At 63.8% G+C, this 21,308-nt stretch carries 15 protein-coding genes; 6 read left to right on the top strand and 9 right to left on the bottom strand.

What is annotated here, in order from left to right:
• Nucleotides 1-49 precede the first annotated feature (49 nt).
• Nucleotides 50-868, top strand: coding sequence for a M48 family metallopeptidase (locus ACNKU3_RS12550; RefSeq protein WP_418259814.1), 819 nt, complete (start codon nucleotides 50-52; stop codon nucleotides 866-868).
• Here ACNKU3_RS12550 and ACNKU3_RS12555 read toward each other — a convergent pair.
• Nucleotides 865-2,592, bottom strand: coding sequence for a DUF885 domain-containing protein (locus tag ACNKU3_RS12555; protein ID WP_418259815.1), 1,728 nt, complete (start codon nucleotides 2,590-2,592; stop codon nucleotides 865-867). The genes ACNKU3_RS12550 and ACNKU3_RS12555 overlap by 4 nt on opposite strands.
• A gap of 172 nt (nucleotides 2,593-2,764) precedes the next feature.
• On the opposite strand from ACNKU3_RS12555, the gene ald reads away from it, so the two are divergent.
• Both ald and ACNKU3_RS12565 read left to right on the top strand, forming a co-directional pair.
• Nucleotides 2,765-3,883: an alanine dehydrogenase gene (ald, locus tag ACNKU3_RS12560; protein ID WP_418260001.1), complete on the top strand. Its 1,119-nt coding sequence runs from the start codon at nucleotides 2,765-2,767 to the stop codon at nucleotides 3,881-3,883.
• 102 nt (nucleotides 3,884-3,985) lie between these two features.
• Entirely contained in the window at nucleotides 3,986-4,840 is an 855-nt protein-coding gene (locus ACNKU3_RS12565) for a LuxR C-terminal-related transcriptional regulator (RefSeq protein WP_418259816.1), read from the top strand.
• Nucleotides 4,841-4,885: 45 nt separating this feature from the next.
• Here ACNKU3_RS12565 and ACNKU3_RS12570 read toward each other — a convergent pair whose 3' ends face one another.
• Genes ACNKU3_RS12570 through ACNKU3_RS12580 form a run of 3 tightly spaced genes read right to left on the bottom strand, consistent with a single transcriptional unit; the run spans nucleotide 4,886 to nucleotide 10,588 of the window.
• Nucleotides 4,886-6,613: an amidohydrolase gene (locus ACNKU3_RS12570; RefSeq protein ID WP_418259817.1), complete on the bottom strand. Its 1,728-nt coding sequence runs from the start codon at nucleotides 6,611-6,613 to the stop codon at nucleotides 4,886-4,888.
• Nucleotides 6,614-6,639: 26 nt separating this feature from the next.
• On the bottom strand, nucleotides 6,640-8,211 hold the full coding sequence (locus ACNKU3_RS12575) for a tetratricopeptide repeat-containing sulfotransferase family protein (RefSeq protein WP_418259818.1): 1,572 nt from the start codon (nucleotides 8,209-8,211) through the stop codon (nucleotides 6,640-6,642).
• 4 nt (nucleotides 8,212-8,215) lie between these two features.
• Entirely contained in the window at nucleotides 8,216-10,588 is a 2,373-nt protein-coding gene (locus tag ACNKU3_RS12580; RefSeq protein ID WP_418259819.1) for a TonB-dependent receptor, read from the bottom strand.
• 207 nt (nucleotides 10,589-10,795) lie between these two features.
• On the opposite strand from ACNKU3_RS12580, the gene ACNKU3_RS12585 reads away from it, so the two are divergent.
• A complete protein-coding gene (locus tag ACNKU3_RS12585; protein WP_418259820.1) occupies nucleotides 10,796-11,758 on the top strand; it encodes a Solitary outer membrane autotransporter beta-barrel domain in 963 nt (320 codons plus the stop codon).
• A gap of 11 nt (nucleotides 11,759-11,769) precedes the next feature.
• Here the strand turns inward: ACNKU3_RS12585 and ACNKU3_RS12590 are convergent, their stop codons facing one another.
• The gene (locus ACNKU3_RS12590) at nucleotides 11,770-13,119 is read right to left on the bottom strand and encodes a glutamine synthetase family protein (protein WP_418259822.1); all 1,350 of its coding nucleotides are present in this window, start codon (nucleotides 13,117-13,119) and stop codon (nucleotides 11,770-11,772) included.
• Nucleotides 13,120-13,281: 162 nt separating this feature from the next.
• On the opposite strand from ACNKU3_RS12590, the gene ACNKU3_RS12595 reads away from it, so the two are divergent.
• A complete protein-coding gene (locus tag ACNKU3_RS12595) occupies nucleotides 13,282-14,646 on the top strand; it encodes an aminotransferase (RefSeq protein WP_418259823.1) in 1,365 nt (454 codons plus the stop codon).
• A 123-nt stretch (nucleotides 14,647-14,769) separates the two neighbouring features.
• Here ACNKU3_RS12595 and ACNKU3_RS12600 read toward each other — a convergent pair whose 3' ends face one another.
• Nucleotides 14,770-15,651: a LysR family transcriptional regulator gene (locus tag ACNKU3_RS12600; protein WP_418259824.1), complete on the bottom strand. Its 882-nt coding sequence runs from the start codon at nucleotides 15,649-15,651 to the stop codon at nucleotides 14,770-14,772.
• 123 nt (nucleotides 15,652-15,774) lie between these two features.
• Between ACNKU3_RS12600 and ACNKU3_RS12605 the strand changes: the two genes are divergently transcribed.
• Nucleotides 15,775-16,548, top strand: coding sequence for a ferredoxin--NADP reductase (locus ACNKU3_RS12605; protein ID WP_418259825.1), 774 nt, complete (start codon nucleotides 15,775-15,777; stop codon nucleotides 16,546-16,548).
• Between the two features lie 192 nt (nucleotides 16,549-16,740).
• On the opposite strand, the gene ACNKU3_RS12610 is transcribed toward ACNKU3_RS12605, so the two are convergent.
• The 3 genes from ACNKU3_RS12610 to ACNKU3_RS12620 all read right to left on the bottom strand — a co-directional run bounded on the left by ACNKU3_RS12610 (nucleotide 16,741) and on the right by ACNKU3_RS12620 (nucleotide 21,286).
• A complete protein-coding gene (locus tag ACNKU3_RS12610; protein WP_418259826.1) occupies nucleotides 16,741-18,306 on the bottom strand; it encodes a SulP family inorganic anion transporter in 1,566 nt (521 codons plus the stop codon).
• A gap of 330 nt (nucleotides 18,307-18,636) precedes the next feature.
• Nucleotides 18,637-19,632 (bottom strand): phospholipase A, encoded by a 996-nt coding sequence (locus ACNKU3_RS12615; RefSeq protein ID WP_418259827.1) that lies wholly within the window; start codon nucleotides 19,630-19,632, stop codon nucleotides 18,637-18,639.
• 49 nt (nucleotides 19,633-19,681) lie between these two features.
• Nucleotides 19,682-21,286, bottom strand: coding sequence for a glycerol-3-phosphate dehydrogenase/oxidase (locus ACNKU3_RS12620; RefSeq protein ID WP_418259828.1), 1,605 nt, complete (start codon nucleotides 21,284-21,286; stop codon nucleotides 19,682-19,684).
• Nucleotides 21,287-21,308: the final 22 nt, after the last annotated feature.

Consider the following 21,308-nt stretch of genomic DNA (forward strand, 5'->3'; position numbering starts at 1 on the left):
TTTCGCTACAATAGCGCTGCACCAGAACCGACCGGCCGGGAACATTGTCATGAAAAAGCTGCTTACCATTCTGCTCACCACCGCCCTGCTGCCCGCCTGCGCCACCAGCCCCACCGGGCGGTCGCAGCTGATGCTGATCTCCCCTGAGTCGGCCATCGTGGAGTCCAGAAAGGCCTATCTCAGCACGGTGCAGGAACTGGGCGCAAAGGACAAATTGGTGAGTGACCCGAAAGTCGTGGACCGGGTGAAGGATGTCACCGGCAGGCTGGTCACCATCGCCAAGCAGGAGTACCCCAACACCGCAAACTGGGAGTGGAGTGTGGCCATCATCGATGATCCCGAAACGGTCAACGCCTGGTGCATGGCCGGCGGGCGTATGGCGGTCTACACCGGATTGCTGAACAAGCTCAAGCTGACCGATGACGAATTCGCCCAGGTCATGGGTCACGAGATCTCCCATGCACTGGCCAACCACACGGCCGAACAGATGTCCCGGGCCATGGCGACCACGCTCGGCATCGTCGCCATCGGTGTGGCCTCGGAACACTCCGGCGCGGCCATGGTGGGCGCCGCAGCGGCCGCCAAGATCGCCCTCGACCTGCCCAACAGCCGAACCGCTGAAACCGAGGCCGACAAGATCGGCATGCGTATCGCCGTGGAGGCGGGTTACGAGCCAGACGCCGCGGTGACCCTGTGGCAGAAGATGGGCAAGGAGGGCGGCAGCGCACCGCCCCAGTTCCTCAGCACCCACCCCTCCCCGGGCAACCGGGAAGCCACCCTGAAGGCGATGATCCCGGAGATGCGCAAGCTCAACCCGACCGGCGCGATGGCGCCGGTATCGCCGGTGCGCATCGAGGAAAAACCCTAGAGCAGGAACTCCGCACGCACCTCCTCGCGCAGCATGTCCGGCGGCAGCAGGCCCTGTTGCAGGATGAAGTCGTGGAAGGTCATCTGGTTGAAGCGCTCTCCCAGGGCCATGCTCAGTTCCGTCCGCAGGCCCATCAGGGTGACGAAGCCGAAGTAGTAGGAGGTCGCCTGGCCGGGCATGCGATAGGCATAGCGATCGGCCTCGGAGCTGGCCATCGGCTCGGACATCAGCAGTTCGCGCATCAGGAAATCCCGGGCGCCGTCCCGGCTGAGCTGCCCGGTGTTGACCATCGGGTCGAGGAACATGCGCGCCGCCCGCCAGCTCAGGCTGTGCAGGGCGAACAGCTGCCCCTCCGGCGGCAGGTAGGGCAACATCACCGATTCCGCGTAGAGGGCCCAGCCCTCGGCGTTGGCGCTGTTGAAGGCGTAGGTGGCGCGGGCGAGCGAGACGCCCTCTTCCACCATACTGGAAAACTGCAGTTCGTGCCCGGGGCGCACTTCGTGGATCGTCAGGGTCCAGGCGTAGGCGGCATGACTGAAGTCGTCCATCTGGCTGGACTCACCGAGGGCCGGATTTTTCTGCACCAGCACGAACTCCCCGTACTGCCCGGTGTTGTTCACCAGTTGCGGCGGGCTCATGTAGGAAGCCGGCATTGCCGCGGATTCCGCCGCGGTGGCCTCGCGGATTGACGCGGCACGCTCGGGCAGGCTGACGATGTTCTCGCGGCGGATGATCGCCTCCAGCTTTTCCAGGGTATCGAGGTAGGTCGGCAGCACCTGCTCCGGGGCCAGCTGTTCGGCCTTGAGCGCGGCGAGAACCGACAGCAGGTCCCGCTGTTCCCAGTTGCGCTGCTGTGCGATTTCCGCCGCCAGCACCTGCATCTGGCTGCGCAGCAACTGGTAACTGTACTGGCCCTGCGCGATCAGCGCCTGCGGCGACATATCCACGCCGTACTCTTTCAGCGCGTTGGCGTACAGTGCCGGCGGCAGGCGGTTTTCCTCGCGAGCGCGTGGCAGCATGCTATCGCGCAGCCACTGGGTATAGGCTTCCAGCTGTTGCGCCAGCAGTGCATAGTCGTCTTCCCAGCCGCTCAGTTCGCTTTCAGCCAACAGGGTATGCAGGCCATCCAGGACCAGTGGTGCCTTTTCCACGGCGTTCTCCACAGCACCGCGGTAGGGCCCGACCAGCCCTGCGACGCCAAAGCGCTCACTGCTGAACTGCCTGGCCATCTCGGTGATCGGCTGGTAGCCCGGCGCACGGCCGTTGTACTTGCGCAGGCGCTCCAGCACCGCGGGGCGGCGCTCGGCGGCCACACGCGGGTCCAGCAGGCTATTGATGCTGCCGAATACCAGGTCGTGCACATCGACAAAGGGCAGCAGGTACTGGTGTTCCAGCTCCGAGGTGGTATTTGCCCGCTGCAGTGCCTGGACCAGGATTTCCACGTCCTGGCGCACCCGGCTGTCCTGCTCGGTTTCCAGCATCGCGGAGAGGCGCTGGATCTGCTCGCGGTTGACCGCCAGTTCGGCGCGCCGTGCGGACTCGCTGATCTCCATTACCTCGGGGTCGAACTGGGCCAGCCCAACGCTACTGCGCTCCTCAGGTGCAAAGGGACCCTGCGCGCGCATCAGTTCCAGGGTAATGGCGTCGGAACGCTCGACCCAGTCCGCGTGGACGGGCAGGGCTACAGCCAGCACAGCCGGGAGAATAATTCGGGGAAACTTCATCTAGGCCAATACTCCGGGTGAACATCAGGGGACATAGACGAGCAAAATCGCATCTACCTCAATGCTCCGCGCGGGAAACCGGTCCGGAACAGCTACCCCTTTGGTGGAATCGCGCCTTCCGGCGCAAGCGGTAACATGCGGCGGTATAACCATCCACGTGGAGGAACTCAGCGTGCTTGTCGGCGTACCGAAGGAAATCAAGAACATGGAATTCCGGGTCGGTCTAACCACCGGGTCGGTGCAGGAACTCGTCCATCACGGTCACCAGGTCCTGGTGGAGCGCCGCGCCGGGGAAGGCGTGGGACTCACCGATGACATGTACCGCGCGGCCGGGGCGGAAATCGTCAGTTCCGCAGCGGAAGTCTTCGAGCGCAGCGAAATGGTGGTCAAGGTCAAGGAGCCGCAGCCGGACGAGTGCCGGATGTTGCGCGAGGGCCAGCTGCTGTTCACCTACCTGCACCTCGCGCCGGACCCGGAGCAGGCGCGACTGCTGCGCGAATCCGGCTGTATCGCCATCGCCTACGAAACCGTTACCGCCGCTGACGGCAGCCTGCCGCTGCTCTCGCCGATGAGCGAGGTAGCCGGGCGTATGTCCATCCAGGCCGGCGCCCACGCGCTGGAAAAACACATGGGTGGCTCCGGCATGCTGCTGGGCGGCGTGCCGGGGGTGGAAGCGGCGCGGGTCGTGGTGATCGGCGGCGGTGTCGTCGGCACCAACGCGATTCGCATGGCCATGGGTATGGAGGCCCACGTCACCGTACTCGACAGCTCGCTGAAGCGCCTGAAAGAACTGGATTTCCAGTTCGGCTGCATGCTCAACACCATCTACTCCACCCGCGAATCCCTGTGGAAACATGTGACCGGCGCGGACCTCGTCATCGGCGCCGTGCTGATCCCCGGCGCCACCGCTCCCAAGCTGGTCAGCCGGGAAATGCTCCGGGCGATGCGCCCCGGGTCGGTGGTGGTGGATGTCGCCATCGACCAGGGCGGCTGCTTTGAAACCAGCCGCCCGACCACCCACGAGAACCCCACTTACATCGAGGAAGGCGTGGTGCATTACTGCGTGGCCAATATGCCCGGCGGTGTCGCCCGCACCTCGACCATGGCGCTCAACAACGCCACCCTGCCTTTCACCCTGGCGCTGGCGGACAAGGGCTATCGCAAGGCACTGCAGGATGACCCGCACCTGATGAAGGGCCTCAATGTGTTCCGCGGCGCGATCACCTGCCCCGCCGTGGCCGAGGCCCTGGGTACCGACTACCGGACCGCGGAGGACGCGCTGGCAGCCTGATTCCGGGGTTAATGCCGGCATGGCTGGGCGTGCCGGCGCCAGTGGCGCAGTTCGCGCACTTTCACGTTATGATTGGGGTTTGGCTCAACCGCAATCAACACCATGACCCAGCTATCCACCTACAGCCGCCATATTGCCGGGCTCGTCGACAGCATCGAAGATGAGAGTTTTCCGCAACGCCTGATCGCCCTGCTGCGCGATCTGGTGCCGGTGGATGACGCGACGATTATCGCCTACCCCGAGACGACCCTGCCGGTGCTCGAATACTTCGAAGTGCCGGACAATTCCGGGGGATCGACGCTGGACAAGTTCGTCATGGGCGCCTTTCTGCTCGACCCCTACTACCTCGCCGGCTCCCGCGACCACAAGTTCGGCCTGTTCCGCCTGCGCGACCTGTCGCCCAAGGGCTTCAAGGAAAGCGAGTACTACAAGACCTGGTACCGCAACTGCGGCTACCAGGATGAGTGCGGCTTTGTCATTCCCATCTCCGATGAGGGCTTCGTGAACATCGCGCTGGGCAAGACCGCGGCCCGCGCCAGCTTCACCGCCCGGGAATGCGAAATGCTGCAGGATGTGTATCCGGTGATCGAATCGCTGGCCCGGCAGTACTGGAGCCAGGCGCTGCAACCGGCCGGCGGCATCAACCTGCGGGCGCAGTTGCACCAGGCGTTGGAGGCTTTCGGCTCCAGCATGCTCACCGAGCGCGAAGCGCAGGTCATCAACCTGGTGTTGCACGGTCACAGCACCAAGACTGTCGCCGACAAGCTCTCCATCTCCATGGAGACGGTCAAGCTGCACCGCAAGCACGCCTACGCCAAGCTGGAAGTGTCCTCACAGGCGGAACTGTTCTACCTGTTTCTCGACTCGGTGATGAGCGCGCAGGATTACGCCGGGGGCGACACCCTGGTCGCCTATATGCAGCCGCCGCCGCGGCCGGCAAAACCCGCCAGGCGCTGAGTTTTTCCAAGCACCAGGCGCTTCGCTACCACGCCGCTTCCGGAATCAGGGTTGCGCCGGATCACTGCGCTGATAGACCCTGCGCCCACCCAGCCAGGTGCTCTCCACCGGAACTGCGTGAATCTCGTGCACTGGCACCTCGAACAGGCCATCTCCCAGCACCACGAAATCCGCCCGCTTGCCTTTCTCGATGGAGCCAATCTCGTCTTCCATGTGTAACTGGTAGGCTGCATCGATGGTATAGCCGCGAATCATTTCCGCCACCCCCAGGCGTTCGCTGGCGCGCGGTTGCACCGGTGCGTTGGGGTCGCCGGGATCCTGCCGGGTAATGCCCACCTCCATCTGCAGCAGCGGCGCCATACCCCCGAGGCCTGGACCGGAGGCGGGAAAGTCGCTGCCCCAGGTCAGCCTGACGCCGCGCTCGGCCAGGCTGTGGTAACGCCAGTAGCGCTGGAACTGGTCGTCACTGACCAGCTCCTTGCCGATTGAGTCGTAGGAGGCCCACAGCGGCGAGGACTGGGCGATCACGTCGAGGTCGGCGAAACGCTGCAGGTCCTCATCGGCGATCACTTCAATGTGGCAGATGGTGTAGCGGGAGGAGCTGTCCGGCGAGGCCTTGCGCGCCGTTTCCACCGCGTCCAGCCCCTGGCGAACGGCGCGGTCGCCGATGGCGTGCATGTGCACGTCGATACCCGCGGCGGCGGCCTCGCGGACCATCGCGGCAACCTGGGCATCAGTAAAGTTCAGGTCGCCCCGGTTGTCCGGCTCCCCCCGGTAGTGGTCCAGCATCGCCGCGGTGCGGCCTTCCACGGTGCCATCGAGAAGCAGTTTGAGCACCCGGTAGTGGTAGTGGGGGCCGCGCAGGTGCTCGCCCCAGTCGAGGGCGGTCGCCACCGCCGCTTCCGCCTGCTCGGGACCCGCGGGCTTGTAACTGCCGACGATGCGCACGGTCAGGTCGCCGCTGCTCTCCAGGCGGCGCAATACCGCGGGGAGAAAGGGTTCGATATCCATTTCATGGGCGTCGAACAGTGCGGTGACACCGTAGCTGTTGAGTGCATCCATGACGATGGCACTGCCCGCCACCAGGCTGTCCTCGTTGATCACTGCAAAGGCATCCATCGCCCGCTGCGCGGCGTCCTCCAGCAGGTAGCCGGTGGGCTCGCCTGCCGCATCGCGGCGGTAATAGCTGAAACCCGGCGAGGGATCCGGGGTATCGCGGGTAATGCCGAGAACCTCCAGTGCGCGGGTATTGGCCCAGGCGCCGTGGAAACTTTCATCCATGATCAATACCGGACGATCCGCCACCACGGCATCAATCTGCTCGCGATGCGGACCCGCCGCCCCGAAGACCGAAGCGAGAAAGCCATAGCCGAAAATCAGGCCATCACCGGGATACTCCCCGGCATAGTGTTCAATCGCGGCTAGCCAGTCCGCCACACTGCCCCCGGTGTCCAGCGACAGGGTCTGGATATAGGCGCCGCCGGACAGGGGATGGATATGGGTATCGATGAAGCCGGGCAGCAGCATGTGGCCCTGCATCCGGTGGATGGTCGAATTCCCGTCGGCCATGGCGAGCGCAGTCGCATTGTCGCCCACGTAGGCAATGCGGCCATCCTCCACCGCCATTGCCCTGGCCCGAGGCTGGTCGTCATCGAGGGTGTAAATATCGGCATCGATGAAAATCGCATCCGGCGCCGCAACGGCGGGTCCGGGCGATGCGGCAAGCAGCAGCGCCGCCAGCATTGCAGACAATACGCGAAGCGAAACTTTCATCGTGCCAACTCCGGACCGGTGGGCCCTCAATCGTCCAGCGGAATGCCCGCGGATTGCAGAATATCGATGACCGGCGCCAGTTGTCGCTCATAGCGGCGCCAGCGCGCCACCGAACCGCGGTGGGCGGGCTGGCGCACCTGCACCGCGCTGGCGGTGTTGACCGCGCTGGCCTGCAGGTGGAAGTCGCGGCAGGCGTCCTCCCAGGGCAATTCGAGGTAGTCGACGATGCGCCGGGCCTCGCCCTCCACATCCGCCACCACCGCCTCGTAGCGCACATCGAGAAAACGCCCGGGGAAGCGCGCCCGCCACTGCGCCATCAGGCGGTAGTAGCGCACGAAGTGCCGGGCCATCTCGCCGAGTTCGTAGGAGTGGGGATAGGCGTCGGCGAACAGCTGCTTGAACACCGAGAAGCAGACATCCCGCGGGTCGCGCACCAGGTGAATGATTTTCGCCTGCGGCAGCGCGGCGAGAATATGTGGCAGGAACAGGTAGTTGTAGGGCAATTTGTCGACGAAGCGCGGCAGCTCCCCGCGCAGCCGCCGCGAACGCTGCAGGTATTCGTTGCCGAGCTTTTCCGGATCGAGGCCCAGGGCCGACTCGAACAGCGCCGGACTGAAGCGTTCCTGGCCGTCGTAGTCGGCGAGGCGGCGCACGCTGTTGCCGAAGTACTGCAACTCGCCCGCCGAGTGCACCGCGCTGTGGGCGGTCACGATGCGCTCCACCAGCGTGGTGCCGGTGCGCGGCTGGCCGATGATGAAGATCGGGCTGGTATCAGCGCAGCCGGCGCCCTGCCCGGAAAGCCATTCAGTGGTGTAGTGACGGGCGAGGCTGGCGAAGGTCGCCTCCTCGTTGGCCTCGTCGTAGGGCAGGCCCTTGCGCCGCGCCGCGGCGCCGGCACTGAATGCCTCGAAGGCCTCGTTCCAGGCCTGCAGGTCTTCCAGTTCCTTGCCGATCGCGTAATTCAGGAACGCCTGTGCCTGCAGCGGCAGGCGACGCGCGGCCAATACCTCGCGCATCTCGGTGATATGTACACTATCCGTGGCCTTCGCCAGCCCGGCTTTCAGCCAGTGGGCCTGGGCGCTGCCGGGAAACTCGCGCAATACGCCGTCGAGCGCCTCGGCAGCCTCGCCGGTGCGGCCGAGGTAGATGAGGTTGTTGGCGTGATTGATGCGAAAGGCAGGGTGGCCGGGACGCCCCTTGCGCGCCCGGTCGAACCAGGCCTCGGCATCCGCGTGCTCACCGAGCAGCGACAGGGCGCTGCCGATCACATCGTGGATCTCGGGGATTTCGCCGTCCTCGTAGCGCAGGGCGTTGGCGAGGGCCAGGTCAGCGCGGTTGACCTGGCCGCCCTCGGCCAGCAGTTTGGCCAGGTGAGCCCAGGCGGCAGCGTGCTGCGGCTGCAGGCGAACGACGGTACTGAAGGCGGCCTGGGCGGAGCGGCGGTCGCCGCTCTCCAGGCCAATCAGGCCGACCAGCAGGTGTGCGGGCACGACCCTGGGGTTCTCCGCCAGTACCAGCTTGCAGCAGGTGGCGGCCTCGTTGAGCTTGCCCTGCGACAAGGCCCGGAAACCCCGGGCCAGCATATCGCGAGAGGTCATGGCATCAATCGGTGCTCATCCTGATCTTGATGCCCACGGTGCGCGGCCGTGCCGGCCCGATGAAATGCGCGGGGAAGACCGAATCGCCGTTGGTGCCCTGGTCGTAGTAGAACTCGTCGGTGAGGTTATCGACGTAACCGGTGATACTCCAGACATCGCCGCGGTAACCGGCGCTGAGCTGGAGTTCCTCGTAGCCGTCGATCTCCAGGCTGTCCGGTTCCCAGCCGCCGTACTGCTCGGTCTGGAAGGTGAAGGCGAGCAGGCCGAACACCTCGCCATCGAAGAACGGCACGTGGGCGCCGAGGGTGGCGAAGCCGGACCATTCCGGCGCCCAGGGAATCGCCTGGCCTTCGCAGACATCGAGGCCGCCGCAGATCAGCTGCACCTCTTTGCCCTCGCTGTCAAACCAGGCGATACCGGCGTTGAAGTCGAAGTAGTCGCCGAGACCCTGGGAAAGGGTGCCCTCGAAGCCCCAGCCATCGACCTGGCCGACGTTCTTGGCGTAGAACAGCGCGCCCTCGTAGTAGCTGGCCTGCAGGTCCTCGTACTCATAGTAGAACGCGTTGGCGGTGATCCGGGTCGAGTCGCCGAGGCTGCCCTTGTAACCGATTTCGTAGGAGACGGATGTTTCCGGGTCGAAACCGGCTGGTTTGTACGCGTCGGGCGTGGCCTCGGTGACTCCGTATTCCGCCGGCGGTGTCAGGCCGAAGGTATTGAAGCCACCTGACTTGTAGCCCCAGGTCACACTGCCGAAGAGCAGCATGTCCTCGTTCGGGTGGTAGTTGAGAATGACCCGCGGGGTGAACTCGTCCCAGCTGTCGGAGGCCTTCAGCGGCCCCTCGGGGGTGGAAAAACCGAGCGCGGCGCGGTTGCCCAGCACCGGGCTGTTGGACGGCAGCACGAGATTGCTGAAGTCTTTCTTGTCGTAGGTATAGCGCACCCCGACACTGGCGTCCCAGCTCTCGTTGAAGTCGTAGCCCACATCGAGGTAGGCCGCATAGCCCTCGTACTTGCCGCGGGCGTGGTTGCGGTCGATCATCTCGCCGTTCGCGCTGCCCTCCCAGTCGAAGGTGCCGAAATAGTCGAGGAAGTACTGCACGTACTCGCCGTCCGGGTAATAGGCGGCGTAGTCCTTGTAGTAAGCGAACAGGTCGGCGCAGGTGGTCTCGTAGTAGGCGTAGTAGGCGGAGCAGAAGAAGTCCTCGCTCATCGCCTGGGAGAAGGTCGCCTCGATATCCTCCTTGTAGTAGGAGGCACCGGCGTACCAGTTCAAGGGGCCGTCACTGTTGGAGACCAGGCGCAGTTCCTGCTCGAAATACTCGCCGGTCTGGTCCTGGGCGTAACTGTTGATGGTCAGCGGCAGGCCGTCGAAATCCTCGGCGTAGTCGAAATCGTGGTCGCGGTAGCCGGTGATCGAGGTGAAGGTGGCAAAATCCATGTCGTAATCGATCTGCAGGCCGTAGCTGTAGATCTCCCCGCCGTCGCGGTTGCCGAGGCTCATGTCGGAGTTGATCACGTTGTCGGGGGTCGGGAAGCCGAGGTCGCCGTAGATATCGACGAGGTAGTCGTAGCCCTCGCCGTCGCCGGATGCAGCATAGATAGAGCCGGACTGGTCACGGTTCTCGTACTCGGCCATGAAGTTGACACTGAGGTCACCGGTCTCGAACAGCGCGGACAGGCGCACCGCGTCCTTGTCGTGCTCGATGTAATCCTTGCCGTCGAAGAGGTTCTTGACGTAGCCGTCCTCCTCGGAGTGGTAGGCCGACAGGCGGAAGGCCAGGCTATCGCCCACGGGAATGTTGATTGCGCCCTCGGTCACCAGGTGTCCGCGCTCACCGGCGTCCACCTCGGCGTAGCCGTGCACGCCGTCGAAATCAGGACGCACCGTATAGATGCTCATGGCGCCGGAAATCGCGCCGCGGCCGAACAGGAAGCCCTGCGGGCCGCGCAGCACCTCGGCGCGTTCGATGTCGTAGAGACTGGTGACCACGGCACCGTTGCGCCCCTGGTAGAGGTTGTTCTTGTACATGCCGACGGAGGGGTCGCCGCCGATGCCGAAGTCGTTGGTCAGGATGCCGCGCACACTGACGTAATCGATGAAGCTGTCCTTGGAGTTGCCGGTGACACCGGGACTGTAGGCGATGAGGTCCTTGATATCGTCGAGGTTGGCGTCCTGCATCACGCTGCCGGAGATCGCGGTGATCGCCAGCGGCACGTCCATGACCGACTCGGAGCGCTTGGTCGCGGTGACCATCACTTCCTCGAGCATCTGCGCCTGCAGCGGTGCCGCGACGGAGCCTGCGAATACTGCTGACGCGACTGCCATCGAGAGCCGTTTACGACCGCCCAGCGGTGCGATGGAATTCCGTTCTTTCACAGATATGATCCCCTATGTAATATCGACTTTGACGATAGGACAGAGCCAAACTCAAAGTCAATTCACTGGGCGCAATGCGTGAATAATACTCCCCCAAAGGGTTAGGGGTTAGGGGTCAGGGGGTAGGCACGGCCCGGATTTGCTGTCTGCTACCGGGTTTTAAACTATAGTGATTGCACTGATTGTAACCCGCAGCCGCCTCGATTCATGTGCACCCGACCTCACCACCTGAGCCTGCCGGCATTCCTCGCCATCGCTGCACCGGTTTTCGGACAGGGCCTCGATGAGGCGCGCGATGAACTCGCCAGGGAAATCCAGCGCAGTGACATCGGCACCGGTTATGCGCAGATGCTGAGCATGTTTCTCGACCGCTCCGTCAGCCTGTCCCGGCTCGAGGTAAAGGATTACCGTGACAATGACGAAATGGATATCCTCAAGGTGCCGCTGCGCTATGACCTTCCCATCGAGAACAGCGACTGGAAGTTGGCCCTGCGCGGCACTCTCAGTCACTCCCGCTACAGCTCCCGGACCTATCTGGAGGACAACGATTACCTCGATGCCGAGTGGCGCGCGGACAGCGGCCAACTCGGCCTGGGCCTGATTTTCCCCTGGGGTGAGCACTGGTCCGCCACCGCGGTAGGAGAAGCCGGCCTCAGCCGCCTGAAGAACACTGCGGATTACCGCGGCCCGCTCATCGAAGCCCTCGCCCCGCTCCTCGACGGGGTGCTGGTCAACTGGGACACCGACGTCGCCGTGTACAGTATCCGCAGCGGGCTCGATTACGATCGTATGCACGGTTATCGCAGCGGTTACCGCATCAAGGCGCGCTACAGCTACAGTAAAATCCGCAGTTTCTCGGAATCCAGCGACTTGCCGCCCCTGCGTGCCGACACCCAGACCGCAACACTCTCCGGTGAATTCCGCCATCCCTGGGGCATGGATGTCGGCGTATTCCCCCTCTTCGGCATTGTCAACGCCGGGGCCACCACCTTTCTCGGCGATGACCGCGACGCACTCGGCTTCAAATATTACTACCAGGCCGGCTATTCCGTTGCCCTGGATTTTTCCGCCAGCACAGCGTGGATCAAAACCGTCAGCATCGGCTACCAGTGGAACCAGGGCGACAATGTCAGCGGGCAATCACTGCTGATCAACTGGGAATTGCGCTAGGCAGGCGCCGCTCAGAGTCCCGCGTCGTACTCCAGTGGCGTCACGTGGCGATCGAACTCGTCGATCTCCTGCTGTTTCAGGTTGGCGTAGACGGTCTGGAATTCCGCGCCGAAGGTATCGCGGATGTGCGCGGAATCGCGAAAGCGCTGCAGCGCCTCCGGCCAGTGCTGCGGCAGGCTCGGCTCGAGCTGCTCGTAGGCGTTGCCGGCCATGGGTTCCGGCGCCTCCGCCCGGGTTTCGATGCCGCGGAGAATACCGGCAAGCAGCGCGGCGATCGCCAGGTAGGGGTTGGCATCCGCACCAGCCACGCGGTGCTCAAGCCGCATGGCGGAAAGTGCATCCGCCGGGACCCGCACGGCGACCGTACGGTTTTCATAGCCCCAGCTCGGCGCCAGCGGCACATGGGTGCCGCGGCAGAAGCGGCGGTAGGAGTTGAGACCCGGGGCGAACAACAGCATGCTCTCGGCCATCGTCTCCAGGCAGCCGGCAATGGCATGGCGCAGTAAGGGCGCGCCTTCCTCGCTGCCGTCATCGAAGGCGTTGTCGCCGTTTTCGTCGATCAGGCTGCAGTGCATGTGCAGGCCGTTGCCTGGCAGGTCGCCGAAGGGCTTGGCCATGAAGGTCGCCTGCAGGCCGTGTTTTTTCGCCACGCCGCGGATCAGGCGCTGCAGCAGCACCGTCTGGTCCGCCGCCACCAGTGCGTCCGCACTGTGCTTGAGGTTGATCTCGTACTGGGAGGGTCCGGCCTCCTTGATCAGGGTATCCACCGGCAGGTCCTGCTCGGCGCTGGCGTCGCGAATCTCGTGCATCAGGTCCGCAACGTCCTCCATGCAATCGATCCCATAGGTCTGGCCGGCGCCCAGAGTACCGCCGACGCCGTCGGCCTGGGTGTGCAGGGGGCGGCCGTGGGAGTCGCGCTCGTCCTGCAGCAGGTTGAATTCGAGTTCAGTGGCAATCACCGCGCGCAGGCCGTGCCCCTGCAGGCGCTGCATGAGCCGTTCGATAATCAGGCGGGGGTCGTAGTCACAGGGCTCGCCGTCCACCTCGAACAGCGAAACCAGCACCTGGCCGGTGGGACGATCCAGCCAGGTCACCGGCGTCAGGGTGCGCAGGTCGGGGTGGCACCAGCCGTCGCCATCGCCCTTGTCGAAGACCATGTCGCCGACGTCGCGGCCCCAGGCGTCCATGGCCAGCGTGGTGAGCGGCAGTTTCATCTCGCCGGCCAGCACCGCGTCCATCTTGTCCGGGGCTACCCACTTGCCGCGCAGGCCTCCTCCGAGGTCCAGCAGCATTACTTCAAAGACCTCGGTCTCCGGGTAACGGGAGAGAAACGCTTCCAGTGCTGTGCTCGGGTCGATCATTGTCGGGTGCTCATAAGGGGCCGGTGGGGCGGGAATCCGCAAACACCACCTTCGGGGTAATTTCCTGCAGCACTGACTATGCAAGACTACCCCCCACTGAGGCTATACCACTTCCGGGTAGAACGCGACTGTTCGCGCCCACCCCGCACAGGGAAACCGCTTATGAACATGCAGGCGACCACCAGTTCGCTCAAGGCACTGGACCAGGCACACCACCTCCACCCCTTCACCGATTTCAAGGCCTACGCGGAGAACGGCGGCCGGGTATTCTCCCGCGCAGAGCATATCTACATCTACACCTCCGACGGCCACCGCATGCTCGACGGTATGTCCGGCCTGTGGTGCTGCAACCTGGGTTACAGCCAGCAGGGCATTATCGACGCGGTGACCGAGCAGATGAACACGCTGCCCTTCTACAACAACTTCTTCCAGTGCTCCAACCAGCCGGCGATCGAACTCGCCCGGGCGCTGGTGGAAGTAACCCCGGAGCGCTTCCAGCACGTGTTCTTCACCAACTCCGGCTCCGAGGCCAACGACACCAACCTGCGCATGGTAAGCCGCTACTACCAGCTGCAGGGTCGCCCGGAGAAGAAATTCATTATCAGCCGCAACAACGCCTACCATGGGTCCACCATTGCGTCGGCCTCGCTGGGCGGTATGAAACCGATGCACCAGCAGAGCAACGGCCTCGACTATGTCCACCACATCGACCAGCCGCACTGGTTCGAGCTGGGCGCCGAGGAGGACCCAGACGCCTTCGGCATCCGCGTCGCCCGACAACTGGAGCAGAAAATCGATGAACTCGGCGAGGACAAGGTCGCCGCGTTCATTGCCGAACCGGTGCAGGGCGCGGGCGGAGTGATCATCCCGCCGGACTCCTACTGGCCGGAAATCCAGCGCATCTGCGACGAGCGCGACATCCTGCTGATCGCCGACGAAGTGATCTGCGGTTTCGGTCGCACCGGCAAGTGGTTCGGCTCCGAGACCTACGGCATCAAGCCCGACCTGATGACCTTCGCCAAGGCCGTGACCAACGGCTACCAGCCGCTGGGCGGGGTGATGGTGTCGGACAAGGTAGCGGATGTGTTGATGTCCGAATCCTACGAATTCGCCCACGGGCTCACCTATTCCGGCCACCCAGCCGCGGCCGCCGCGGGGATCGCGACCCTGAAGATCCTGCGCGAGAGCAACATCATCGAAGAGGCCGCCCGGACCCTCGCGCCGCACCTGCAGTCGCGCCTGCAGGAACTGACGGACCACCCCATCGTCGGCCAGGTGCGCGGTCGCGGCATGTTCGCCGCCGTCGAACTGGTGCGCGACAAGGGCTCCCGCGAGCGCCTGGCGCCGAACAGCGCCGCCGCGGTGTTCTGCCGCAACACCGCCAACGAGATCGGCCTGATGGTGCGCCAGACCGGCGATGCCATGATCATGGCGCCGCCGCTGGTCAGCAGCACCGAGGAACTGGATTCACTGGTGGAGATGCTGGGGCAGGCCCTGGATCGCACGGCGGCGCATTTCGGCGCCTGACGCAAACTCACAGTTTCAACATGTATTGCCCGGCCTTGCGCCGGGCTTTTTTTGCCTCTCGCGGTGCCCTGCCGGGATGAATCACCGGCGCAATGCCACCGCACGCCCGAACCATCATCAAGCTCAGGGACTCGCGGCACACAACTCCATCCAGCGCCGCAGGGTCCGGCCATGGAACTTCTGCCGGTGTACGATCAGGTTGAACTGGCGGGAAAAATCTCGCTGCGGCACCCGCAGGGGAACCAGCGAACCGCGGGCAAAAGCCTCGCTGAGGGTGATCTTCGACAGGCAGCCCACCCCCAGGCCCGCCTCCACCGCCCGCTTGATTGCCTCGGTGTGCTGCAACTCCATGCGGATTTCGAGATCCGGCAGAATCCCGTGCATGGCCCGCTCGAAGGTCTGGCGGGTACCTGAACCGGGCTCGCGGACGATCCACGGCAGCGCCAGTAATTCTGCGTCGCTGACCTTGCGGCGTCGCGCCAGGGGATGCCCGGGCGCGGCAAATACCTGCAGTTCGTCCTCGCGCCAGTGAATGGTCTCCAGCCGCGGGTGGTTCATCTCACCCTCGATCATGCCGATATCCAGCTCGTAGTCGGCAACCCCGCGCACGATCGTTTCCGTGTTGGCGACATTGAGGGAGACTTCCGCATCCGGGAAGCGCTCGCGAAAGGCTGCGATCATGCCAACCGCAAGGTAGTTGCCGATCGTCAGGGTCGCGCCGATACGCAGCGACCCTGCGGCCTCGCTGCCCCGCAGCGCCTGCTCGAAGGCCTCGGCGCGGGCCAGCAGGTTTTCCGCCTCGGGTCGCAACTCCCGGCCCAGTTCGCTCAATTGCAGTCGCTTGCCCAGGCGGTCGAACAACTGCACGCCGAACTGCCGTTCCAGTTCGGCCAGCGCGCCGCTGGCGGCGGACTGGGACATCGCCAGCGCTTCGGCGGCCCGGCTGACGTTTTCGTGGCGGGCGGTCGCCAGGAACACCTCGAGCTGGCGCAGGGTGTAGTGCATGGACAATCTCCACTCCTTTATCGAGTTAACCGATATATAATATTTATATTATCCGTTTATCAAATAAAAGTTACCGGCGTAAAGTTGGCAGCTGAACGGATATTGCTACGAGGAATCACCACCATGGCCACCCTGCTGCGCGAACAGGTTACCGAAGTCCACCACTGGACCGACCGCCTGTTCAGCTTCAAGACTACCCGCGACCAGGGCTTTCGCTTCAAGAACGGCTATTTCACCATGATCGGCCTGGAGCACGAGGGCAAGCCCCTGCTGCGCGCCTACAGCATGGCCAGTGCCAATTACGAGGACCAGTTGGAGTTCTTCAGCATCAAGGTGCCCGACGGTCCGCTGACCTCGAAACTGCAGAACATCAAGGTCGGCGACGAGGTGCTGGTCAACAGCAAGGCCACCGGCACCCTGGTCAACGACAACCTGCTGCCCGGCAAGCACCTCTACCTGATCGCGACCGGCACCGGCCTCGCGCCCTTTCTCAGCATCATCCGCGACCCGGAGATCTACGAGAGCTATGACAAGATCATTCTCACCCACGGCTGTCGCGAGGTAGAGGAACTGGCCTACCAGGAAATGATCACCGAGCACCTGCCCAACCACGAATACCTCGGCGATATCGTGCGCGACAAGCTGGTCTACTACCCCACCGTGACCCGGGAGAAATACGTCAACAACGGTCGCCTGACCGACCTGCTGCGCATTGGCAAGCTGGAGCAGGATATCGGCCTGCCGCGAATCAACCCGGACGACGACCGCTTCATGATCTGCGGCAGCCCGAGCATGCTGAAGGATATCTGCGTGCTGCTGGATGAACGCGGCTTCCGCGAATCGCGGCACGGCCAGCAGGCCCACTACGTGATCGAGCGGGCTTTCGTCGAGACCTGATCGAATTATTGGTCGTACCCTTACGGCGGGATTTGCGGGGTAGCGGCTCCGTAGGCCGGCATCCCTCCAGGATTTTTCCTAAGCGACGACTCAGAACGCTTTGGAGGAGTGTGGAAAAATCCTGGAGAGATGCGCTTCGAAACTCAGAAGCCGGGAAGTTTGAATGCTCGAATGCTTGAAAGACCGGGCTACTTACCCCAGGGCATCATCCGCAACAAAGTAGTGCGGGTCCTCGATGACATTCACCTCCACCAGGCTGCCGGCCTTGCGCAGCAGCTTCTTGCACTCCGGGGACAGGTGGACCAGGTGCAGGGTCTTACCCGCCGACAGGTAGCGCTCGGCCAGACTGTCGATCGCTTCGAGCCCCGAGTGGTCGCAGACCCGCGAATCGGCGAAATCGACAATCACGTCATCCTTGGCCAGGGCCGGGTCGAACTGCTCGAGGAAACTGGTGACGGAACCGAAGAACAGCGGCCCGTGGATACTGTAGACGGTCGACCCCTTGTGGTCTTCCCGGGCGATCACCTGCACATGCTTCGCGTGCTCCCAGGCAAACACCAGCGCCGAAACAATCACGCCGACCACAACCGCAATCGCGAGGTCGGTGGCGACAGTCACCGCGGACACCAGCACCAGCACCAGCGCGTCGCTCTTCGGCACCTTGCGGATCACCCGGAAGCTGCTCCACTCGAAGGTACCGATCACCACCATGAACATCACCCCGATCAGCGCCGCCAGCGGAATCTGCTCGATCAGCGGCGAGGCGACCAGGATAAAGGCCAGCAGGAACAGCGCCGCGGAGATGCCGGACAGCCGGCCGCGGCCGCCGGAATTCACGTTGATCATGCTCTGGCCGATCATCGCGCAACCGCCCATGCCGCCAAAGAAACCGGTCACCAAATTGGCCACGCCCTGGCCCACACACTCCTTGTTGCCGCGCCCGCGGGTCTCGGTAATTTCGTCCACCAGCCGCAGCGTCAGCAGCGACTCGATCAGGCCGATCGAGGCCAGGATCACCGAGTAGGGGAAGATGATCGTGAGCGTCTCCCAGTTCAGCGGCACCATCGGAATATGGAACGCCGGCAGGCCGCCCTTGATCGAGGCCACGTCCCCCACCACCCGGGTATCCAGCCCGAATCCGACGACCAGCAGGCTGACCACCACGATCGCCGCCAGCGACGAGGGAATCGCCTTGGTAAGCCGGGGCAGGAAATGGATGATGATCATGGTCAGCAGCACCAGGCCACACAGCAGGTACATCGCCGCGCCCTCCAGCCAGGCCACGTCCAGCACGCTGCCCTCGAGGAAAGTACCCGCAGCCCAACCAGCTTCACCCGGCGTACCGAACTGCTGCAACTGGGCCATGAAAATCACGATGGCCAGACCATTGACGAAACCGAGCATCACCGGGTGCGGCACCATGCGAATGAATTTGCCGAGCCGCAGCGCCCCCGCCGTAATCTGCAATATACCCATCAGTACCACCGCGGCGAACAGGTACTCCACGCCGTGATCCGCCACCAGCGACACCATCACCACGGCCAGCGCGCCGGCCGCCCCGGAGATCATGCCCGGGCGCCCGCCGATACACGCGGTAATCAGGCCGACGAGGAATGCCGCATAGAGGCCAACCAGCGGCTCCACATCGGCGACAAAGGCAAACGCCACCGCTTCTGGCACCAGGGCCAGCGCGACGGTGAGTCCGGAGAGCACATCGTTCTTGACGCTGCTGACTTTACTCGGATGAAACTCGAACATGGACGACTCCACGGGTGGCTGGGCGCGCTTTGGCGGCGCGGGTTGCTGGATACCGTGCGGTGTAGTCGTTGTTATGCCCGGCGGGAAAGGGGCGCCGATTCTACGGGATCACCGGCTGTGGGGCAATTTTTAGCCAGTTCGAGAGGTTTCCCGGGGTTCGGGTTCAGTGGGGTCGTCCCGGCACGGCCAGGGATGTCCGAGGCCGAGCCTGCACCTGGATGTGCGCCTTTTGGCGGTCCCGGCGAGGCGCAGCTTGCTATGCGGGCCGGGCTACAGGGCTCCAATAACGAGTCTCAACGCACTCGAATACCTGGTGCCATCAACAAAACCCTAGAGCAAATCAGTCAACACCACACCGGCGCCAATCCGGTTGGTCTTCACATCGTAATCAATCAGGCTCTCCCCATAGCCATAAAAATACTGCAGATAGCCGCGAAACCGTCGCGTTTTGGGCAGCGGGAAAGTCCAGTCGAGCTGCACCGCTCCCTGGTCGCCGCCCTCGATGATATTGCGCAGGGTGACGCCAAAGGTCTGCTGGTCCCACTTCCACAGGGCCTCCAGGTCACCGTAGCCCAGGTAATCCTCGATATCCGGGTTGTCGTCGTCTTCCCTGCTCTCCGGAATCCGGTACCAGGCGCGCGCCGCCAGCGTCAGGTTGTCGCGCTCGAACAGGGCCGTGCCGATCACCCGGTTCCAGCTGCGCGACAGCGGCTCGCTGCGACCGTTGGACTGGTGGTTGAGGGACACCGCCAACAGACTGTTGGTGAAACCGAGGACCTCCCAGTTGTTCTCCTTGCTGAGAAACAGCTCCGGCTGGTAGTTGGTCTCGCGGAAAGGGCGCGACTGGTCCGAGTTATAGGCCTGCCACCAGCTCTCCTGGGTGTAGGCGCCCCACAGGCGGGTGCCCCTGCCCAGGGGGTGGTCCCAGATCAGCGCCTTGAAGCTCACCTGGAACTTGATCTCCACGTCGTTGGATTCACCCCCGGGATAGATCTCGTCCCACTTTTCCTCGTTGAAATCCGCGTTGTAGGTGACCGGCAACAGGTAGTTGCGATGGTGGGGGATGATGACCCAGGGATTGTTCGCCTCTTCCTTTTCTTCTTCCACGCGCTGGGCGTAGGCACCCTCGGGTCGCTCTGCGCCCGGGGGCAGGACGCCCTCGGCGGCGTCCTCCTGGGGTTGCGGGCTGCGCCCGGCGAGTGCGTCGTAGCAGGCGAGCCGCTCGTCGTCATCGTTGATTCCCGTGCAGTCCTCGAGCCCGCCGCCCAGGGCGGGCAGTGAGGCTGAGAGAACCAGGGCGGCCGGCAGCGTTGTCAGTCGCATCATAGTCAGGTACTCCAGTGATGCCGTTCAGACCCGTCGGGGAAAGGGAGGTTCAGCCGTCGAAGTATTCGCGTAATTTTTCCTCAGCTTTGTCGCCGAAGAAAATCGCACAGGCCTCGTGCAGGCCCGGGGCGCCCTCGATCTCATCGCGGCGCAGCACCAGTTCGATCTTGGAGCGCCGGCGCATGAAGTCCTCGAGCCGGGTAATCATCTCGCGGCGCGCCGCCAGTTCGATTTCCCCGCGGGTGTACTCGGCGTTTTCGATCAGCAGGTCGGCCTCGCGTTTGTCGGCGCGAATGCGCTCCAGCAGGATGAAGGCAGCGGCGCCGTAACGGCGCCAGAAGCGCTCGGACAGGGGTTCGGAAGAGATCGGCGCGGTCATCGCATCGAGGTTCATCAACTTCGCCTGCAGCATGAATTCCCGGCGGGTGTCCGGGCCGGGCTCGCCGTACCAGCGGTTTTCCGGGTAGGGAACGATCACCCCCATGGCGGCGACCCTTTCCACGACCTCGTCGCCGACATTCAGGCAGTCGGTGAGCTTGCCGCCGAAGATGGTGAGTTGCCGGTGGTGCTCGCTCTGTTCGATGACATGCTTGCGCGAGAGCTGTACCCAGTCCGCCTTGCCGCCCTTGCCGGACACCGCCAGCGGGCGCACGCCCACCCGCTCGGCGATGACGTCATCCCGGGTCAGCGGCTTTTCCAGGTCGAGCAGCGCATTAACGTTGTCGAGGACAAAATCCCGGTCGGCCTCGGTTACCCCGACCTCGGGATTCTCCACCTGGGTATCGGTGGTGCCGATGCAGGTGCGCCGCCCCATGGGGATCAGGAAGAACAGGCGGCCGTCGCTGGCGAAGAAGGTCAGCACCCGGCGGTTGTCGGTGAGCCGGTCGACAATCAGGTGGATGCCCTTGGAAAACAGGTGGTGGTATTCGGTTTTCTCGCCGACCATCTGGTTGTAGGCGTCCGCCCAGGGCCCGCAGGCGTTGATCATCACCCGGGAGCGGATGGTGAATTCCCGGCCGCTCTCCTGGTCCCGGGCCGTAGTGACCCAGAGCTCCCCGGCGCGGCGACAGGCGACGGACTCGACATAATTGGCCGCGATACAGCCATAGTCCAGGGCGGTGCGAATGAAGTTGAAGACGAAGCGCGCATCGTTGTCGTAGAGATAGCAGTCGGAGTATTCGAGCCCGCCGGCGGCATTACTGGTATTGACGATGGGCTCGCGGCGCTTGATATCCCCCGCGGTGTTGTAGCGCGGCGCGGCGGTGGCGAAGCGCCCCATGATCCAGTACAGCAGCGCACCGAGGTAAACGAAAAACGACCAGAAGCGGAAGCCCTTCTGGATGGTAGTGAAGAAACGGATTTCCTTCACCGTGGAGGGATAGGCGCGCATCAGCTTGTTGCGCGACTTGCACAGCTTGTTGACCAGCAGGTATTCGTGGCTCTCGAGGTACTTGATCCCGCCCCAGGCCAGGTTGGAAGAGTTGGAACTGACCCCGCTGGCGAAATCCTCGCGGTCGATCAGGGCCACCTTGACGCCGCGCCCGGCGAGCGCCGCCGCGGCCACGGCCCCATTGATCCCGCCCCCCACGATGAGCACATCGTAGACCTGTTCAGTGAGCTTGCTGATATTGGTCGCGCGCAGTTTGCCTGGCATAACCCCTCCCCCGGGCACTGTT

Origin of the sequence: Haliea sp. E17, assembly GCF_048323675.1 — a bacterium.
In the GTDB taxonomy this organism is placed as follows: domain Bacteria; phylum Pseudomonadota; class Gammaproteobacteria; order Pseudomonadales; family Halieaceae; genus Mangrovimicrobium.